At 52.5% G+C, this 16,308-nt stretch carries 14 protein-coding genes and 1 tRNA gene; 4 read left to right on the top strand and 11 right to left on the bottom strand.

The window, feature by feature from the left end; translation table 11 throughout:
- Nucleotides 1–27: 27 nt before the first annotated feature.
- Together lnt and HGAS_RS00565 are read left to right on the top strand one after the other, a co-directional pair.
- Nucleotides 28–1,542 (top strand): apolipoprotein N-acyltransferase, encoded by a 1,515-nt coding sequence (gene lnt, locus HGAS_RS00570; RefSeq protein ID WP_019126023.1) that lies wholly within the window; start codon nt 28–30, stop codon nt 1,540–1,542.
- Nucleotides 1,542–2,300: a polyprenol monophosphomannose synthase gene (locus HGAS_RS00565; RefSeq protein ID WP_009409417.1), complete on the top strand. Its 759-nt coding sequence runs from the start codon at nt 1,542–1,544 to the stop codon at nt 2,298–2,300. The genes lnt and HGAS_RS00565 overlap by 1 nt, the downstream gene beginning before the upstream one ends.
- 71 nt (nt 2,301–2,371) lie before the next feature.
- On the opposite strand, the gene HGAS_RS00560 is transcribed toward HGAS_RS00565, so the two are convergent.
- From HGAS_RS00560 to pepN, 8 genes are all read right to left on the bottom strand, one after another.
- Nucleotides 2,372–2,737, bottom strand: a complete 366-nt coding sequence (locus HGAS_RS00560; protein WP_019126022.1) for an RNA polymerase-binding protein RbpA — start codon at nt 2,735–2,737, stop codon at nt 2,372–2,374.
- A 221-nt stretch (nt 2,738–2,958) separates the two neighbouring features.
- Nucleotides 2,959–3,495 carry a MerR family transcriptional regulator gene (locus tag HGAS_RS00555; RefSeq protein ID WP_009409419.1) on the bottom strand — a complete coding sequence of 179 codons (537 nt, stop codon included), beginning with the start codon at nt 3,493–3,495 and terminating at the stop codon, nt 2,959–2,961.
- A gap of 127 nt (nt 3,496–3,622) precedes the next feature.
- Complete coding sequence (locus HGAS_RS00550; protein WP_009409420.1) at nt 3,623–4,381, bottom strand: MerR family transcriptional regulator; 759 nt, start codon at nt 4,379–4,381, stop codon at nt 3,623–3,625.
- The gene (locus HGAS_RS00545) at nt 4,378–4,812 is read right to left on the bottom strand and encodes an FHA domain-containing protein (protein WP_009409421.1); all 435 of its coding nucleotides are present in this window, start codon (nt 4,810–4,812) and stop codon (nt 4,378–4,380) included. The genes HGAS_RS00550 and HGAS_RS00545 overlap by 4 nt, the downstream gene beginning before the upstream one ends.
- 67 nt (nt 4,813–4,879) lie before the next feature.
- Entirely contained in the window at nt 4,880–5,677 is a 798-nt protein-coding gene (locus HGAS_RS00540) for a DUF881 domain-containing protein (RefSeq protein WP_019126020.1), read from the bottom strand.
- Nucleotides 5,678–5,679: 2 nt separating this feature from the next.
- Nucleotides 5,680–6,012, bottom strand: coding sequence for a small basic family protein (locus HGAS_RS00535; RefSeq protein WP_009409423.1), 333 nt, complete (start codon nt 6,010–6,012; stop codon nt 5,680–5,682).
- A gap of 1 nt (nt 6,013) precedes the next feature.
- Nucleotides 6,014–6,844, bottom strand: coding sequence for a DUF881 domain-containing protein (locus HGAS_RS00530; RefSeq protein WP_019126019.1), 831 nt, complete (start codon nt 6,842–6,844; stop codon nt 6,014–6,016).
- The gene (gene pepN / locus HGAS_RS00525; protein WP_019126018.1) at nt 6,841–9,420 is read right to left on the bottom strand and encodes an aminopeptidase N; all 2,580 of its coding nucleotides are present in this window, start codon (nt 9,418–9,420) and stop codon (nt 6,841–6,843) included. The genes HGAS_RS00530 and pepN overlap by 4 nt, the downstream gene beginning before the upstream one ends.
- A 78-nt stretch (nt 9,421–9,498) precedes the next feature.
- Here pepN and HGAS_RS00520 point away from each other — a divergent pair, with 78 nt between their 5' ends.
- Nucleotides 9,499–11,058, top strand: coding sequence for a UDP-N-acetylmuramoyl-L-alanyl-D-glutamate--2,6-diaminopimelate ligase (locus HGAS_RS00520; RefSeq protein ID WP_026066542.1), 1,560 nt, complete (start codon nt 9,499–9,501; stop codon nt 11,056–11,058).
- A gap of 37 nt (nt 11,059–11,095) precedes the next feature.
- Nucleotides 11,096–12,577 carry a ribosome biogenesis GTPase Der gene (gene der / locus HGAS_RS00515; RefSeq protein ID WP_009409427.1) on the top strand — a complete coding sequence of 494 codons (1,482 nt, stop codon included), beginning with the start codon at nt 11,096–11,098 and terminating at the stop codon, nt 12,575–12,577.
- 84 nt (nt 12,578–12,661) lie between these two features.
- Here der and HGAS_RS00510 read toward each other — a convergent pair whose 3' ends face one another.
- From HGAS_RS00510 to HGAS_RS00500, 3 genes are all read right to left on the bottom strand, one after another.
- Entirely contained in the window at nt 12,662–13,099 is a 438-nt protein-coding gene (locus tag HGAS_RS00510) for a hypothetical protein (protein ID WP_019126016.1), read from the bottom strand.
- Nucleotides 13,100–13,129: 30 nt separating this feature from the next.
- Nucleotides 13,130–15,841: an N-acetylmuramoyl-L-alanine amidase gene (locus HGAS_RS00505; protein ID WP_233993649.1), complete on the bottom strand. Its 2,712-nt coding sequence runs from the start codon at nt 15,839–15,841 to the stop codon at nt 13,130–13,132.
- A 337-nt stretch (nt 15,842–16,178) separates the two neighbouring features.
- Nucleotides 16,179–16,252, bottom strand: a tRNA-Pro gene (locus HGAS_RS00500).
- Between the last annotated feature and the right edge of the window lie 56 nt (nt 16,253–16,308).

Raw genomic sequence — 16,308 nt, 5'->3', positions numbered from 1 at the left:
GGGTTTAAAGGTAGCGCTATTGACCTTGTGCTTTGCTTAATTGCCGGTATTGGTCTGTGGGCAGCCTTTCCCGATATTTCACTTCCTCTTGTGATAATCCCGTCCTTTGCATTGCTTCTTTCTCGTGTTGATCGCGTCGGTGCCTGGCGGGCCTTCGTCTACATGCTGATTTGCGGGATGGCTTTCTGGCTTTTGCTTATTCCGTGGACTATTCAGGCGACGGGCGGTAGCAAGCTGCCATGGATTGCGTTGAGTTTTGTGGAAGCATTCTTCTTCGCTGTGTGGGGCGCACTTGAGAGTGGTCTTATGCGGCTTTCGTGGGCGAACTCCGCTGCGGGGCAAGCGTTTGTTACTGCTGTTTCTTGGGTCGGTATAGAACAACTTCGTTCTCATTTTCCGTGGTCGGGCTTCCCATGGGGAAATTTGGCGTACCCTCAAGTTGCGACGCCTTTGGGGCGTCTTGCTCCTTGGGGTGGGGAAGTACTTGTGAGCGCTGTGGTTGTCTTCTGCGCAGTGCTTCTACGACGAAGTTTTGATTTTTCGCGTGAGGATCGACATTGGTATTCGCGACCTTTGTGCTTTGCGTCTGCGTGTGCCTTAGTCATTATTCCCATGGCACTTCCTCTGCATGCCTCTCAAGAAGAAGGATCGATCAAGGTTGCTGCAATCCAAGGAAATATTGAGCTTCCTGCCCTAGAGACATACTCTCAGATTGGGAAGGTTACTGGAAACCATGCGCGATTGACCAGTGAGCTTGCACAAACGGGGGAGAAGGTCGACCTAGTCGTCTGGGGCGAGTCTTCAACTGACCGCGACCCCAAATATAACCGGCTGATAGCGGACCTTATTTCTACCTCGGCAAAGGATATTGATGCGCCAATTCTTGTCGGGATCACACGTGTAGATCAGGATCGTCGATACAACTACATGGGAGTCTGGTACCCAGATACTGGACTGAGCGAATCCTATTACGGCAAACAGATTCCGGTACCTTTTGGGGAATACATTCCGGCACGATCACTTGTTTCGCGGCTTGCGACCGAGGCGGCCCAAGTAGGGATTGATCTTGAAGCGGTCAATAATTCATCGCGTTTCGATGTTCAGTTAGAAGACGGTCGCACTGTCCCTCTTGCACTTGGAATCTGCTTCGAAGTGGCTTATGAAGATCTCCTTGCCGAAGGCGTGAATTCTGGTGGTCAAATCATTGTGATCCCCTCCAACAACTATCACTTTGGGACCAGTGCGGAGGGCGCACAACAGGCGCAGATTTCACAATTTCGGGCGATCGAATTTGCTCGCTCGACTGTGCAAGCATCAACGACTGGAAACTCCGTCCTTGTCAGGCCGAATGGAAGCCTTCTTTCTCAAAGCGGACGGATGCAATCAGCAACGCTCACTGGTGACCTGCCTCTTCGAAGCTCATTGACATGGGCAGCACATTTTGCGCCGTATTCCGCTAAAATTAGCTGGGTGCTCACTGGAATTCTTCTGGTTGCACTCGCATTTCAAACCATTTCTCGTTCACATAGAAAGCGCCGCTGATGACCGACTCGATGATGTATGAAACCGGCAGGGGAGTGGTGGCGGTTATTCCCACCTATTGCGAGGTTGAGTCTTTGCCAGGTCTTCTCACGCGCATTCATCAGGTGCTCCCGGAGCTCAACATTCTTATTGTTGATGACTCTTCTCCCGATGGAACGGGAGAATGGGTCCAAGAGCGCATGAAAACTGATTCGCGCCTTCATCTTTACACGCGGCCTGCAAAGTCCGGTCTTGCAACTGCATATGTTGAGGGACTCGGACAAGCCCTCGAAATGGGTTTCGATTTCCTCATCCAAATGGATGCAGATGCATCGCACCGTCCAGAAGACCTGCCCAAACTACTTGTACGAATGGCTGGACCTGATCAACCTGATATGGTCATCGGTTCGCGGTGGGTTCCGGGTGGAAAAACGAATGGCTGGGCACCCTGGCGGGTTGCACTGTCACGTGCAGGCAACGCGTATATCAATTTCTGGTTGGGAACTCGAATTAAAGATGCAACGGCGGGCTTGCGTGTTCACCGAGCCTCTTGGCTGCGTGAGACTGGCATTCTCCAGAAGGTTTCAACGGTTGGTTTCGGTTTCCAAGTTGAAATGACGACTCTCGCTGAGTCTATGGGGGCGACGATCGTCGAAGTTCCTATTACCTTCGACGAGCGAGAACTTGGGGAATCGAAGCTCTCTGGTGCGATCTTTGTAGAAGAGCTGGTCATGGTGACGAAGAACGGTATTAAGCGCAAATTCTCGTCTCGTCGCTGAAAAAGGCAGAAAGATAATGTGGGCCCGCCAAGGTGGCGGGCCCACATTATGTCAAGTTATTCAGAAGTCGATCAGCCTTTGCGGTAGTGGCCCTCTAGGCGCAGCTTGCCTTCGCGTAGAAGAGCGAGCTGTTCTTGAAGAACCTCGTTAAGCTCTTCAATCGAACGACGCTCAAGAAGCATGTCCCAGTGAGTACGAGCGGGCTTAGCGGGCTTTTGTTCTTCGTCTTCCGTTGCCTCGCCGATAAGCTCAGCCATTTGTCCGCATTTGCATTCCCACGTTGCAGGCGGTGTTGCTTCGCTTGCGAAGGGAACTTCAAATTGGTGTCCGTTTGTGCACAAGTACTTTGCTGTGAATCGATCAGCGAAGACAACACCATCTTCAGATTCCATCGACTTAGCACCGATTTGCATTCCGCGTAACGCGCGATCTGCCACCTTGATCCTCCCGCAGTAATAATCGAATAGTAGAAGTTTAGCTGATAAAGGGCTGAGCAGTGTTCTAACTATGCTTTCAGCACATTAGCCGCGATCCGATAATGTACATTATGTCAAGTAATGGGAATCTGGAAACGGCTCCAAAACGCATAGCTGATGAAGCCACTCTCCCATGAATATGTGTATGAGATGTTGGTGTTTGAGTGAGCCGGGCGAAGTGATTAAGAAACCGAACGCTTCATTGCACGACGGGCTGCAAGTTCATCAACAAGGACGTTTTCTTCAGCTCGCTCGCTAGGAAGTTCAGCCAGAGAACCTTCGAGTTCACGCCAGACGCGACCGACAGCGATTCCAAACACGCCTTGACCGCCTTGAAGAAGGTCGATAACTTCATCTGTCGAGGTGCACTCGTAGACCGATGCACCGTCACTCATCAAGGTGATCGAGGCAAGATCATCAACACCGCGACGGTGAAGTTGAGTCACTGCAGTGCGGACTTGCTGAAGAGATACCCCTGCATCAAGCAGCTTCTTGACGATCTTCAGGACAAGAATGTCCTTGAATGAATACAAACGCTGAGATCCCGAGCCTTTAGCCGCACGGACTGAAGGCTGAAGCAAGCCGGTGCGCGCCCAGTAATCAAGCTGACGGTAGGTAATTCCAACTGCCGCACAGGCAACAGGGCCTCGGTAACCAACATCGTCACCATCGCGCCCCTCCAAAGGGTCGCCAAAGAGCATAGGCTGACGCCCCTGCATGCTACCCAGCGGTTCTGCGCTCACGAATGCTCCTTGCTTGAGGAATGACCGAACTGAAATTAGATTACGAAGTTGAAGCTTGCCGGTCAATAAACGACACGGCGAGCCTTCAAGTTCAAGTTGAAGGTTACACCCCTCCGTCGGTCAATTGTGACAAAGCTACTCGCAACATCTCGTGATGAAGCTGCGCAAACCTCTCCCCTAGCTCCAGGCGTCGGCTGTTCTGCCGTTCGCGATCAATCGCTCGATCACGAGGAGTCTGGGATAGGACTGTCTGATCGATAAGATCAGCGCTTCGCTCAGCGCCGTGACGTACCGAGCGCAAGGTACGAGCGTCAACTCCCAGGGCCTCGAGCTCACGAATCTGCAAAATTACCTGAACACTTCGCGAGGGAAAATAACCAGCAATGTCGGGAGTGACCAAACCAAGAGACACATAGCGTTCAATCGCTGCAAGTTCGCATCCCGTCAGATCCGCAAGGTCTGCAGCGGGAATCGAGCGACGATTTCCCAAAGAAACAACTTTGCCTTCTGAAGCAACGACCTGGGCTGCGCGTCGACGGGAGACTTCGTGCCCCGCATCAAGTGCTCGAAGCTGATCACGGATTACATCAAGAGGCGAATAGGAATCGCGCTGAGAAGCCAAAACGTAGCGGAGACGTTCAAGGTCAGCTTGGGAATACTTACGATACCCAGCAGAAGTACGTGCAGGGACTACAAGCCCCTTGTCTTCAAGGAAACGTACCTTTGACTGCGTGATTGCAGGAAACTCAGCCTTGAGGCGTTCAACCAGCTGACCGATTGAAAGCTCTGGCTCACGACTAATTCCGCGCGGCCAGGGTTCAACAATTTCTTCCGAGGCCTTGCGCTGAGCGCGCGCACTCATTGGGCGTTAGGTGAGGGCTGGTAGGTCAGGCGGTACTTGCCAATCTGTACCTCGTCTCCAGCGTGGAGCTCAACCTGCTCAACACGTTCACGATTGACATAAGTACCATTGAGCGAGCCAGAATCGCGGACGGTATGTCCGCCATCGCGAGACAGGAACTGGCAGTGCTTACGCGAGACAGTGACGTCGTCCAAGAAGATATCTGCACGAGGCGAACGACCTGCGTTTGTTACTTCCGCATCCAAGAGGAATCGTGCACCCGAATTAGGCCCGCGTTGAACAATGAGAAGTGCAGAGCCGGCAGGAAGAGCATTGACTGCGTCCTGATCGCGCGCCGACAAAGGCATAGGCGCGTCAGCGACTTCCTCAACAGTATTCAGGCTGAAGACCGAAGTTGCAGTCGGGTCAAACTCTTGGCTCTGGTTTTCCATTACTCGCTCCAGTTCTGAGGGACAATAGCAACAGTATAGTGTGGCGGCCTTGTATTCGCGAAGGCTTTTAACCGATTTGCTTTGCAAATTCCGGTGATTTGGGTGTCGAAATCGAGGTGATCTTCAGATCTTTCATCTGCGTGATTGTTACTGAAGCACCCTTTGCGCGCATCTGAGCCGCACTACCTGCTTGAATTTCTAGAGCCGTAGAAATGGTCTGTGAATCACCAATGACTTTCAATACGTAGGGGCTTGATAGGGCCTGTCCGTCCACACTGATCACTCCCCCGTCACTGGTGAAACTTGACGATACAGTGACGCGATGGCCGTTAATTTCAGAGGCCTCAGAACCCGCATTTCGGAGTTCACCCAGCGCCATCACAAAATGCGTTGCACTCAAAGAATGTGAGGGATCGCTGATAACCATCTCGATTCCAGGACCGTGGACAGCGACTTGCCCCGAGTTAATTTTGGCCTGCTCTTCAGCTTTCTTCGCGGCATTCGCTGCGGCCTCTTCTTTTTGAGACTCGTCCTCAAGCTGACTGACTTGGGATTCGAGCTTCCCGCGTTCAACACGAAGGTTTTGTTCCTGGACAGAAAGATTGTCGAGGAGTTCAACCAGTTCTTCCTGACTAAGCGAGGTGAGCGGGTCTGTTCGTTGCGCTCGAACTTGAGTGACTAAGGCAATCCCAAGAATTAGGCAGATCACAAAAAGTAAAAGATGCGTTCCTCGAGGCATCGCTAATATCGCTGCTTTGAGGCGCGCCCCCAAGGGTTTTACCGAGGAATCGACGGTTGCCTTCTCCCCCGCTTCACCCATTTGAGCCTGAGCAGTCGCTTGGGTCTTCTTCGCGTGCTGTCCCATTCTCAGGCCTTAAAAATCAAACGACGGATTGAAGCAGTGTTCGAGAAAATACGAATTCCAAGAACTACAACGACTGCAGTTGTCATGGCCGAGCCAACGCCCAACTGCGTCCCCAAGAACACCAATAGGCAAGCGACCACGACGTTCCAGAAAAAGGACATCACAAAAACGCGGTCTTGAAATGTCCCTTCAAGCCAAGCTCTGCCTGCACCGAGAAGAGCATCGAGGCCAGCAACAACAGCGACCGGCAGGAAGGGCTGAAGCCACGTGGGGACAGTTGGGTCGATGAGGACGCCAACGACAATTCCAAATATCAGACCAAGAACTGCTAACACCTTAGTGCCCCTCTTCGATGGTCTCACTCCAACGAGTTGACCGGTTATCGCGTGCGTTGAGCGTCATTTCTTTAACAGACTGCGCACTCAGTTTAATTCCTGTGAGGGATTCTGCACTGGACAAATAATCCCCCGTTGAGCCGCGAACCAATGACAATGACAAGGTATTCGCATCACCAATTGCCTCGATCGTATACGGTGAAGAAATCGGATTGACGTCAACCAAAATCGCTGAACCTGCAGTTCGGATAAAAGAACCGGGACCGATTCTTTGGCCGTTCACACTCACTGCTTCAGCCCCGGCACCCCACAGAGCATTGACAACCATTCGAATATCTTGGTCACGTACCTGTCCTTGACCGTTTTGGCGTGAAGACACGGCATTTGCAGCATCGGTAAGCGTAACTTTCAGTCCCGGCCCACTTACTTGAGTATCAGCATTTGCTAGGGCTGTTGCAGCATTTTCGTGAATACTGCTTTGTCCCTGCTGAGCTGATAGTTCTTTTACATGTGCGCGAAGCGTCGCAACTTCATCTCTCATTTGAGTGATCTGCTGCGTTTGCGTTTGAGCGTGGCTCAAAAGAGATGAGTGCACATCCCCTTGCGCTTGGGCGCGCAAACCACTGATTGCAAACCCCGCACCAATGCCCAATGCGATTGCGATGAGAATCGTGATGGTCCGATGGAAAACCGAAGTTACGCCGCGACTAGCTTTCTCGTGATAGGTCCCGTATCCAGCATCCAAGGGGTTCTCAAGGATTGCCTTCAAGAGGGACATCGATGCAGCGGGATCATTACCTGCCGACGACGAGGAGGCATGCTGATTACTCATTGCCACTGCTTCTGACGGGAATAGGCCCGCTCAAGATCATCGAGCTTCTCAATGACTAGGCGTGTGAGTGCGGGTGCGACCTCTGAGTGCTCGTCGAGCCAGATCTTTGCAGCCTCAATTGGATCCTCGTCTAGGCTTTGACACTCAACATCAATAGACATCGGGAAACCGCCCTCAACAAAACGAATCCCGAGTCCCATTGATGAGTTCTTCCAAAATGGGAGCAGCTGATTGAAGTACTGCGTGACATAGCCGGGGCTACTCCACGTTGAATCGTTCAGGCCTTGCAATGAAGCACTTAAATCAAGGTTCGACATTGCCGATCCGTGACAAATTTCGTTCCAAACCTGCGAACGAATATCAGCGTTTGGAAGCGCCGCACGCGAGCGAATCCAGCGGGTACGGTTCTCCCCCGTCGGTGAGGCCTCGAGCCAGGAATCCAAATCTTTCTCGGTGACGAGGCCTCGCGCGGCGCAAGCCCGGCGAAGATCCCACGCGCTTTCTTCCCCCTCGATGAAGGGAAGTCGATCGCTGTGACGTCCGTGGGCGAGTTCAAGCACGGCCTCGGTATAGGTCTCATCTGAGCATGCCATCCAGACGTCAACAAAAAGACGAAGGGCAGCGCGGCCTCGGTCACGGGAAGCATGACGCATAAACTCAGCAAGCGTGTTGAGGATCTCGCGATCGCAACGATCCCGTGAACTGCGAGGAAGGAAGGAACGGGCGACTCGGATTGTCGCCAGTAGACGCTCGAAAATGGCATCTTCGCTTTCCTCAGCCATATGGGTAAGAGCTGAGTGAATGTAGTCACGCGGATCCAAGTCGCCGCCACGCAGTGCACTAAAGAGATTGGACCAAATGACGGCGCGAGTAATAGGACGTTCAATGGTCGACACGTATGCGAGCGCAGTTCGCATCGAATGCTCATCAAAGCGCGAAATCGCATAAGTCAAGTCGACGTCATTCACGACCACCAAATCAATGTCTTGTGCACTACCAGCTTCAGCAAGCTCCGGGGGGACCTTAACGGCAGAATCGGCTTCCTCTACGCGGACGCGCAAATGGCACTTTTCCCTCAAAACACCGTTATCTGCTGTCCAGAATGAGACTTCAAGGCTGTGCGGACGAGCAAGCCCTTCCTGGTGCATATGGAGGCCTGTCAGACGCCCTGCATCATCACTTGTCCAGCTGAGTGAAAGAGTAGAAGGGCCTGTGGTGAGGAGCCACGCGTCCTTCCACTTCCCAAGATCTTCACCACTGGCTTCTTCCAATGCCCCCAAAAGATCCTCGAGACCGGTTGAAGAGTTAGCAAATCGCTGGAAATACAGTCGCACACCCTTGTAGAAGGTCTCTTCACCAACCCACGCGACAAGCTGCTTGAGGACTGCTGCCCCCTTCGCGTAAGTGATACCGTCAAAGTTGTTTTTCGCAGCAGGGATATCAGGGATATCTGCAACGATGGGGTGCGTTGTCGGGTACTGGTCCTGGGCAAGTGCCCAAGCCTTACGACCAATGGCAAATGAGGCCCACTCCCCCGTGTAAATTGTTGCCTCAGCGGCAGTTGTCGTTCCCTGGTTCTCCGCAAAGGACTCTTTTAGCCAAAGATTTTCCCACCATGCCGGAGTAACCAAATCGCCGAACCACATGTGGCACATCTCGTGGAGGATTGTGTTCGCACGTTTTTGCCGCAGTGCAAATGACGGCGTATCACGGCTCAGATAGTTCTCATTGAAGGTGATACACCCAGGATTTTCCATTGCACCCAGATTGTATTCGGGAACAAAGATCTGGTCGTAGCTTCCCCAGGGGAAGGTGTAGCCATAATGTTTGTGATAGTGATCTAAACCGGCCCGCGTGACAGCTAGGATGTCATCGCTATCCATTGAATCTGCTAATGCCTGACGGCAGAGCAGGCGAAGCTGCAGTGTTGCAGTGTTGCCATCGCCTGCGCTTCCTTCCCAGCTCCCGCCCTGGGCGACCGCCCACTGGCCCGCAACGACCGCTGTAATGTAGCTTGACAAAGGCTCAGTGGTCGTGAAATCCCACAGCGTGATGCCGTTGCCGCAATCCTGAGAGCTTCCAATCCCATTGGAAGTCACAACCCACTCGTTTGGTGCATAGACGTGGAAAGTCCACGTGGGTTTTATATCAGGTTGATCGAAGCAAGGCCACGCGCGGTGGGCATCTTCAGGCTCAAATTGCGTGTAAAGGTAGTAGCGTCCATCCTCGGGATCGTGATAGCGATGCAACCCCTCCCCCGTCGTCGAAAAGCGACAATCAGCTTCAACGGCAATCGTCACCTCTCGCTTGGTCGGAACTCCGCTGATATCGAGGCGTTCACCGTCGTAGGTGAATTGATCGGATGCTAAAGGAACATCATCAATCGAAACCGTCTGGACCTCACCAGCGACATCGACAAAGAGCGTCGGTTCCTGAGAGACAAGGGTCATACGTGAGAGAACGCGGTACGAGCTTTTCTCACTTGCCGCTTCTTCGAGGTGAAGTGTGACATCAATGTGGCGGACTGTAACAACGGTTGAACGGTGACGTGCATCTTCACGAGTCAGGACATACATGCCCTCATTTTAGAGAAATTTTGTGTTGACGTGTCGATGAAGAAGCTTTTCGCGGAGCAAGCGGATACTCTAAAAGTCATGACTTATGCCACCGATATTCGTCCGATTACCTCGCCAATTCCACTCTCTCAGGCACTCGAGGGGGTTCAGGGGCTTGATTGGTCGCTGTGCCCTGATACCGAACTTACCGTTTCTGGTGTCAGCGTTTCATCGATCGATATTGAAGATCATTGGCTCTTTGTTGCGATTCCTGGGCTGGTTCAGCACGGTATTCGCTTTCTCCATGCTGCCGTCGAAGCTGGTGCCACAGCAGTTGTTACAGATCGCGAAGGATCTGAACGCGCACGTGAAATGAACCCTGATATTCCGATCGTTATTGTTGCGGATCCGCGTCGTGCGAGCGCAACTATCGCGGCGAATATCTATCGCCATCCGGCCTCGGCACTCAAAACTGTGGCTGTAACCGGGACGAATGGAAAGACCACAACAACCTACCTTCTGCGTTCGATTCTGCGCAGTACCTTCAACGATCCTGCACTGTGCGGGACTGTTGAGATCCGTGTTGGTGACCTCGTCATCAATTCAGAGAAAACCACTTCCGAGGCTCCTGAGGTCGCGCGAATTCTTGCACTTGCTCGCGAGAAAGAATGCGGCGCAGCGATTGTTGAGGTCTCAGCGCATGCGCTGAGTTTGAACCGTGTTGACGACATTATTTTTGATGTCGCTGCATTCACGAATCTTCAGCATGATCACCTCGATTACTACGGTGATATGGAGCATTATTTCGAGGCCAAGAAGAGTTTGTTCACTCCTGCGCACTCGCGTTGCGGTGTCGTCTGTGTTGATGATGAGTGGGGCCTTCGCTTGGCCCAAGAAAGCGAAGTGCCCGTTACTACTGTTTCAGTGTTTTCCCATCGCGAGGCCGATTGGACCGTTCGTCGCATTAACTTCGATCGTGCGATCCCCGCTGTCACCTTTGATCTGGTGACCCCTCAGGGCGATGAACGCCTCATTCGGATGCCGATGCTCGGTGAAGTTAATGTCCAAAACGCCGTCGTTGCACTGGTTGCAGCACTGAAGCTGGGATGTGAGTTCGAAGCAGCAGTTTCGGCTCTTGAAGGTGCGGAACAGATTCCCGGCCGTATGACCTCCGTTAATCCTGATCCAGGCGCACAGCCACTTGTCATTGTGGACTTTGCACATACTCCAGAGGGACTCGATTGGACACTCAAATCCGTCCGCGAGTTAACTCGTGGCAAGCTCGTTTTAGTGTTTGGAACCGATGGCGATCGCGACGCGACAAAGCGTGAGCCTCTAGCCGAAATTGCTGCTCAACTTGCTGACGTTTTATGGGTGACCGATGAGAATCCGCGTACTGAAGATGCCTCATCTATTCGCCAGCAACTCCTCAACGGAATTCGGCGTGTTCGTCCTGATTTCCATGACGTTACTGAAGTGACCACATGCCGCCGTGACGCAGTCCGTCAGGCAATTCTCGCGGCAGACGCGGGAGATATCGTCGTCATTTCCGGAAAGGGTGCCGAGTGGTATCAAGATATCCAGGGAATCAAGCACGTCTATAACGATGTACCCGTTGCTCGTGAAGTCTTGGAACAAGACATTCGCGCGCGCCTGTAACGCGCTTGTCATCACTGACTACCGATAGGATAAGGACGTGACTGAAGAATACCTCGAGAACACAGAGCCCTTCGACGAAGGTCAAGCAGAGCTACGCGCACGTGCAATGCGTGACTCCCTCGACCAGTTTGAGCTTGATGACGAAGATCTTGCCCTGCTCAACGGGGACTTCGAGAATTCTGATTCTCAGGACAGTGAATTCGGCCTTCCCGTTTTGGCAGTGATCGGGCGCCCCAATGTCGGCAAGTCAACGTTGGTGAACCGCATTATTGGTAGGCGTGAAGCAGTTGTTCAAGACACCCCTGGTGTTACGAGAGACCGCGTATCTTATCCTGCCGATTGGGCAGGTCGTCACTTCACCCTTGTCGATACGGGCGGCTGGGAAATCGATGTCAAGGGAATTGACCGTTCGGTCGCAGAACAGGCAGAAATCGCGGTTGATCTGGCAGATGCCGTGCTGTTCGTAGTCGATGCGACTGTTGGTATGACAGATACGGATGAACGTATCGTCTCTATGCTTCGTAAGAGCGGTAAGCCCGTCGTTCTAGCGGCGAACAAGGTTGATTCTGCGATGCAAGAAGCTGAAGCGGCCTACCTGTGGTCACTCGGAATGGGTGAGCCCTACGCTATTTCTGCACTTCACGGCCGCGGTACCGGTGATCTTCTCGATGCTGTGATGGCTGTGCTTCCTGAAGTGTCTTCAGTGGCTTCAGCGCTGCCTGTGGGCGGCCCTCGGCGAGTTGCTCTGATCGGACGTCCGAACGTTGGTAAATCCTCGCTGCTCAACGCTCTGGCTGGTTCTGAGCGTGTTGTTGTCAATGAGCTTGCTGGTACGACTCGTGATCCAGTTGATGAGCTCATCGAGCTTGACGGGCAGCAGTGGTGGTTCGTCGATACCGCGGGCATTCGCCGAAAGATGCACCGAACCACTGGTGCTGACTACTATGCGTCAATTCGAACCCAAGCAGCCCTTGAAAAGGCAGAACTTGCGTTGATTCTTTTCGACGCCTCAGAGCCGCTGACAGAACAAGACATTCGAGTCGTGCAGCAGGCAGTTGATGCCGGCCGTGCAGTGGTCATCATCAACAACAAGTGGGACCTGGTTGATGAAGAACGCCAAGCTCAGCTTCGTTCAGAGCTCGAACGAGAGCTTGTTCAAGTCTCATGGGCGCCGCGAATTAACGTGTCAGCGAAGACAACCTGGCATATTAACCGCCTAACTCGTGCGATGGAGACTGCACTGGATAGCTGGGAAACACGCATTCCCACTGGCCGCCTCAATGCCTTCTTGGGTGAACTGGTTGCAGCGCATCCGCACCCCCTTCGCGGAGGGAAGCAACCTCGAATCCTCTTCGCGACCCAGGTGTCGAATATGCCTCCACGTTTCGTCATCTTCACAACCGGGTTCTTGGATCCCGGATATCGCCGATTCATTGAGCGTCGTCTGCGCGAAGACTTTGGATTTGAGGGCTCCCCTATCCAGATTTCGGTACGTGTACGCGAGCGCCGTCGCCGCTAGGCTCTCAAAGAGTTATTAAGTGGTGCGGCCTCGCCCAACGGGGAGGCCGCACCACAAGTTTTACCTACACGCATTCACATGTGATCAGTCATCTTCTTTGGAAAGCTCGATCTTGTACCGGAAGATTGTGCTCATATACGTCCCTGTGCGCCGATTAAGAGATGCTGTGGCATCGATGAGGGGTGTCATTGATCCAGCCCTTCGCGAACGAAGATCTTTCAGAATAGGCATCGCATAGTATGCGTTCTTCTTGTTCTCCAGATCCATGAACCACTGTCCACCCAGATGATGCCGGTAGGTCTCGCCGATATACACCGTGAGTAGATCGTGCATCCGCGGATCGTTAATGAGGTCTTGAGGCGATGAGTAATGCGCAAGCATCCACTCTTCGAGGGCATCAATGGACTCAACTGAGAAGTCAAGATTCAGACCGTTTTCTTTTGCGAATGTATCGGTCATGTAGTCCAACTTGTCAGAAATGAAGAAAATCCATTCCTGAAAGTCTTCTTGCGTGTACGCCATTATTGCCTCATCTACGCCGTCAGGGCTTAGTTATGAGGCGATTCTACCGCCCTCATAGTACTGAACTCGAGTACCTGAGGACCAGAATTCATCACTGGTGGGATACCCATAGCTTCCGCGTTCATATCCAGCTCGGCCGTACTTTACAAAGATCTCGCCTCGTACAAAGTGTGAGCCGCTTGTTGCACTCCAGTAGGCAGTCCCCTTATCAAAGACTTGGAATACTCCCTTACCTGAAGGTGTCTCAGCTGTAGTTGCAACACCCAAGAAGCGTGCACCGCCAAGATCTCGATATGCGTTTGCAATACCAGTCCCGTAGCGCAGGACATAGGTTCCCGCACCTGCGCTCCATGTGATGACGCCGCCCTCAAACTCCTGTGCGCGACCGGAACCTGCCGAGTACTCATCACTGACGGGGAAACCAAGAAAACCGCGTTCGTATCCCTTGCTTCCGTAGGCGTTGAAGATCCCTACCCGTACAAAATGAGTACCGCCTTGAGGGGTCCAGTACGCCGTGCCGTTATCGAATACTTGGTAGACGCCCTTACCTGAATGGGTCTCGGAGGTGCGCGGTAAACCGACAACTTTTACCCCACCAATCTCGCGGAAAGCGTTTGCAATACCAGTCCCATAACGCAGGGTGTAGGTCCCTGAAGTCGAGGAGGTAATGACGCCACCTTGGAATTCCTGAATCCGCCCCGAATCCGTGGAGTATTCGTCGCTTATCGGATAACCTAATGAGCCGCGTTCATAGCCTGCTTGTCCATATGCTTTGAAGATTTCTCCGCTGACAAAGTGGGTACCGCCTTCCGCTGTCCAATAAGCGGTTCCCTTGTCGAATACCTGAAATACTCCCCTTCCGGAGCGTGTTTCAGCACTTGTTGCTGCGCCAAATTTCCTTGCTCCGCCCAAAGTGCGGTACGTGTTTGCAGTACCTGTTCCGAATCGCAGAACGTAGTTTCCTGATCCAGAGGTAGTGATCACTCCACCTTCGAATTCTTGTACGCGTCCAGAACCTGCAGAATACTCATGACTCGTCGGAAATCCTAAGAAGCCACGTTCGTAACGGTTGTCACCGTATGTGCGGAAGATTGATCCGGAGACAAAATGTGCGCCAGTCTTTTCGGTCCAGTAAGCGGTACCTCGTTCGAAGAGCTGGTAGACCCCGCTACCGCTTGATTCTTCCTCGCTCTTTGGATCACCCATGAGGGAATGATTTTCATTCCAGAGTCCTCGAATCGCTCCCTTAACGGAGTAGGCCACCGAACGATCCGAGGTGTTCGTAGTCGTTGCACGACTGCCATTTTGGGCAATTTCGCGGATTTGCTGGAGCTTTGCGTAGCCGGCATCACCAGGGCAGCTTGTCGGGTAAGTATCGCGGTGACCAGAAATGCGAGGTAGATTCACTGCGGTTCCGGCGCGATATTTAGGGTTTGAACCCAGCGGCTTAAATTCAGCCTTCTCTGACATATTATTGACACCTGCTCGACGCAATTGCCAACCTGCCAAAGCACCGACGGTGTTCAAGGTTGCCTGCGAGGGAGCCTCATTTTGGTAGGTACCCATCATCGAGATGCCCATTGTTCCAGAGTTGAAACCCTGATCATGAGCTCCAGCGACCATCTTTCCCGAAGGAGCGGATAAGGTGCCTTTACGTCCTTCAAAAGCACGTCCCCATTTGTCGACGAGGAAGTTATAGCCGATATCTCCCCAATCAAGAGTCACTGCATGGTAGTGATAGATTCCCCGGACAATGGATGCAGATTGATCCATGGAGTAGTTATTGGTACCAGCCGTGTGATGAATGACAACATGGCGGGTGTTATAGTACTCGGGATCCCAGTCAAGATAGGACTCGTCTGCGCCCCATCCAGCCCGACTTGTTACGGCAATGGGAAGCCCATTCGGCTGAGCGGTCTTGGGGAATGCGCGGCTCAGCTGCGCACCGCTGCGACCGATTGCGATTCCACTACCGACTCCTGGATAAACAGTTTGAGTTGATTCCTCGGCACTGTCCTCGCTTGAAGCAGGGGTTGGTATTTCAGCTTCAGGCTCTGCGCTCTGGCTATCAGCCTCAGTGTTCTGCTCGGGCAGAATTAGCGAAGTAAAATCGTTACCTTCAGCCTGCACGGACTCGAGATTAAGATCTGTGCCTTCCGCAGCCGTTGTTACAACATCGTCTTCTGCCAGTGTTGTTTCGCCTTGCGGGTTATCGGGAATCATTGCGACTTCGAGATCAGCAGGAAGATCGTCTTCGTCTCCAGTTACGCGAATCTGGATACCATCGGCTCCCGCGGTAATGAAAGGATCCGTACCACCGCGTGCTTCAGTACCGTCAGCACGGTCTTTTCCTGCTCCCCCATCCTTATCAGTGAGGTACCACTGGCTCCACTGGCCATTCTCGCGTACCCGAATAAACATCTGGGTATTGGCAGAAAGCGCGCTTTCTCCACTCCAAGACAAACCGGTCACCATAAAAGGATCGACAGAGATCGGTTCGGTCAAGATTGCTGCATCATCACTTGGATCAAAAGAAGATGTGCCCTGCGATTGCAACGTGGCGCGTGAGAACCGTTTTAAAGAATGCCCATTTCCAATTCCAACATTCTCGAGGCCTGCTTGGGCAACGCGGGTAGGTTCTCCTTGCGAACTCGTGAGAGTGATCTTTTGTACGGGGTGTTCGCGAATTGTTGTCGTCCCTGTAAGGGTGATCTGGTGATCGCTAGTAGGAGCATTCGCCAAGGCTATTCCTTGTGGGAACACAAGGCTCAAGAATGCAGCACTTGCTGTCAGGGAAACTACTCGCATAGATAAACTCCGTCAGTGATGATGGTTAGTCACTTTCGTAACACTATACACATTTGCCACATCCGTAACATCAAAAAGTGCACTCATTCACAGGATTTCTTCAGTCAATTTCGTTGAATATAAGCGAAGATCTCACGGTTCATCGGAATGCTCTAGCTGTTCTTGCCTAAGAAAAGAATGAGAGTTATTGCCGTCAATTGGGCGTAAAACTTCACGCAAAAGGCGGCTGAGAATAAAAAATCAGGATCGGAAAACCGATCCTGATTACCTGTCGGGCTGGCGGGATTTGAACCCACGACCCCTTGACCCCCAGTCAAGTGCGCTACCAAACTGCGCCACAGCCCGTTTGATCACCTAAATTTTGGCGACTCGGATAGTCTAGCCCAAGTCCTACCGAAAAT

The sequence above is a fragment of the Actinomyces sp. ph3 genome (assembly GCF_000308055.1).
In the GTDB taxonomy this organism is placed as follows: Bacteria; Actinomycetota; Actinomycetes; order Actinomycetales; family Actinomycetaceae; genus Pauljensenia.
The sequence above is the reverse complement of the archived record's forward strand: the minus strand, read 5'-3'. Positions and strand labels throughout refer to the sequence as shown.

What these genes read in the sequence shown, in the direction of transcription:
- HGAS_RS00565 (WP_009409417.1), top strand. Translation starts at nt 1,542, where the DNA reads ATGACCGACTCGATGATGTATGAAACCGGCAGGGGAGTGGTGGCGGTT.
- HGAS_RS00550 (WP_009409420.1), bottom strand. Translation starts at nt 4,381, where the DNA reads ATGAGTGCGCGCGCTCAGCGCAAGGCCTCGGAAGAAATTGTTGAACCC.
- HGAS_RS00555 (WP_009409419.1), bottom strand. Translation starts at nt 3,495, where the DNA reads ATGCAGGGGCGTCAGCCTATGCTCTTTGGCGACCCTTTGGAGGGGCGC.
- HGAS_RS00530 (WP_019126019.1), bottom strand. Translation starts at nt 6,844, where the DNA reads ATGAGTAATCAGCATGCCTCCTCGTCGTCGGCAGGTAATGATCCCGCT.
- HGAS_RS00545 (WP_009409421.1), bottom strand. Translation starts at nt 4,812, where the DNA reads ATGGAAAACCAGAGCCAAGAGTTTGACCCGACTGCAACTTCGGTCTTC.
- HGAS_RS00540 (WP_019126020.1), bottom strand. Translation starts at nt 5,677, where the DNA reads ATGGGACAGCACGCGAAGAAGACCCAAGCGACTGCTCAGGCTCAAATG.
- HGAS_RS00510 (WP_019126016.1), bottom strand. Translation starts at nt 13,099, where the DNA reads ATGGCGTACACGCAAGAAGACTTTCAGGAATGGATTTTCTTCATTTCT.
- pepN (WP_019126018.1), bottom strand. Translation starts at nt 9,420, where the DNA reads ATGTATGTCCTGACTCGTGAAGATGCACGTCACCGTTCAACCGTTGTT.
- HGAS_RS00520 (WP_026066542.1), top strand. Translation starts at nt 9,499, where the DNA reads ATGACTTATGCCACCGATATTCGTCCGATTACCTCGCCAATTCCACTC.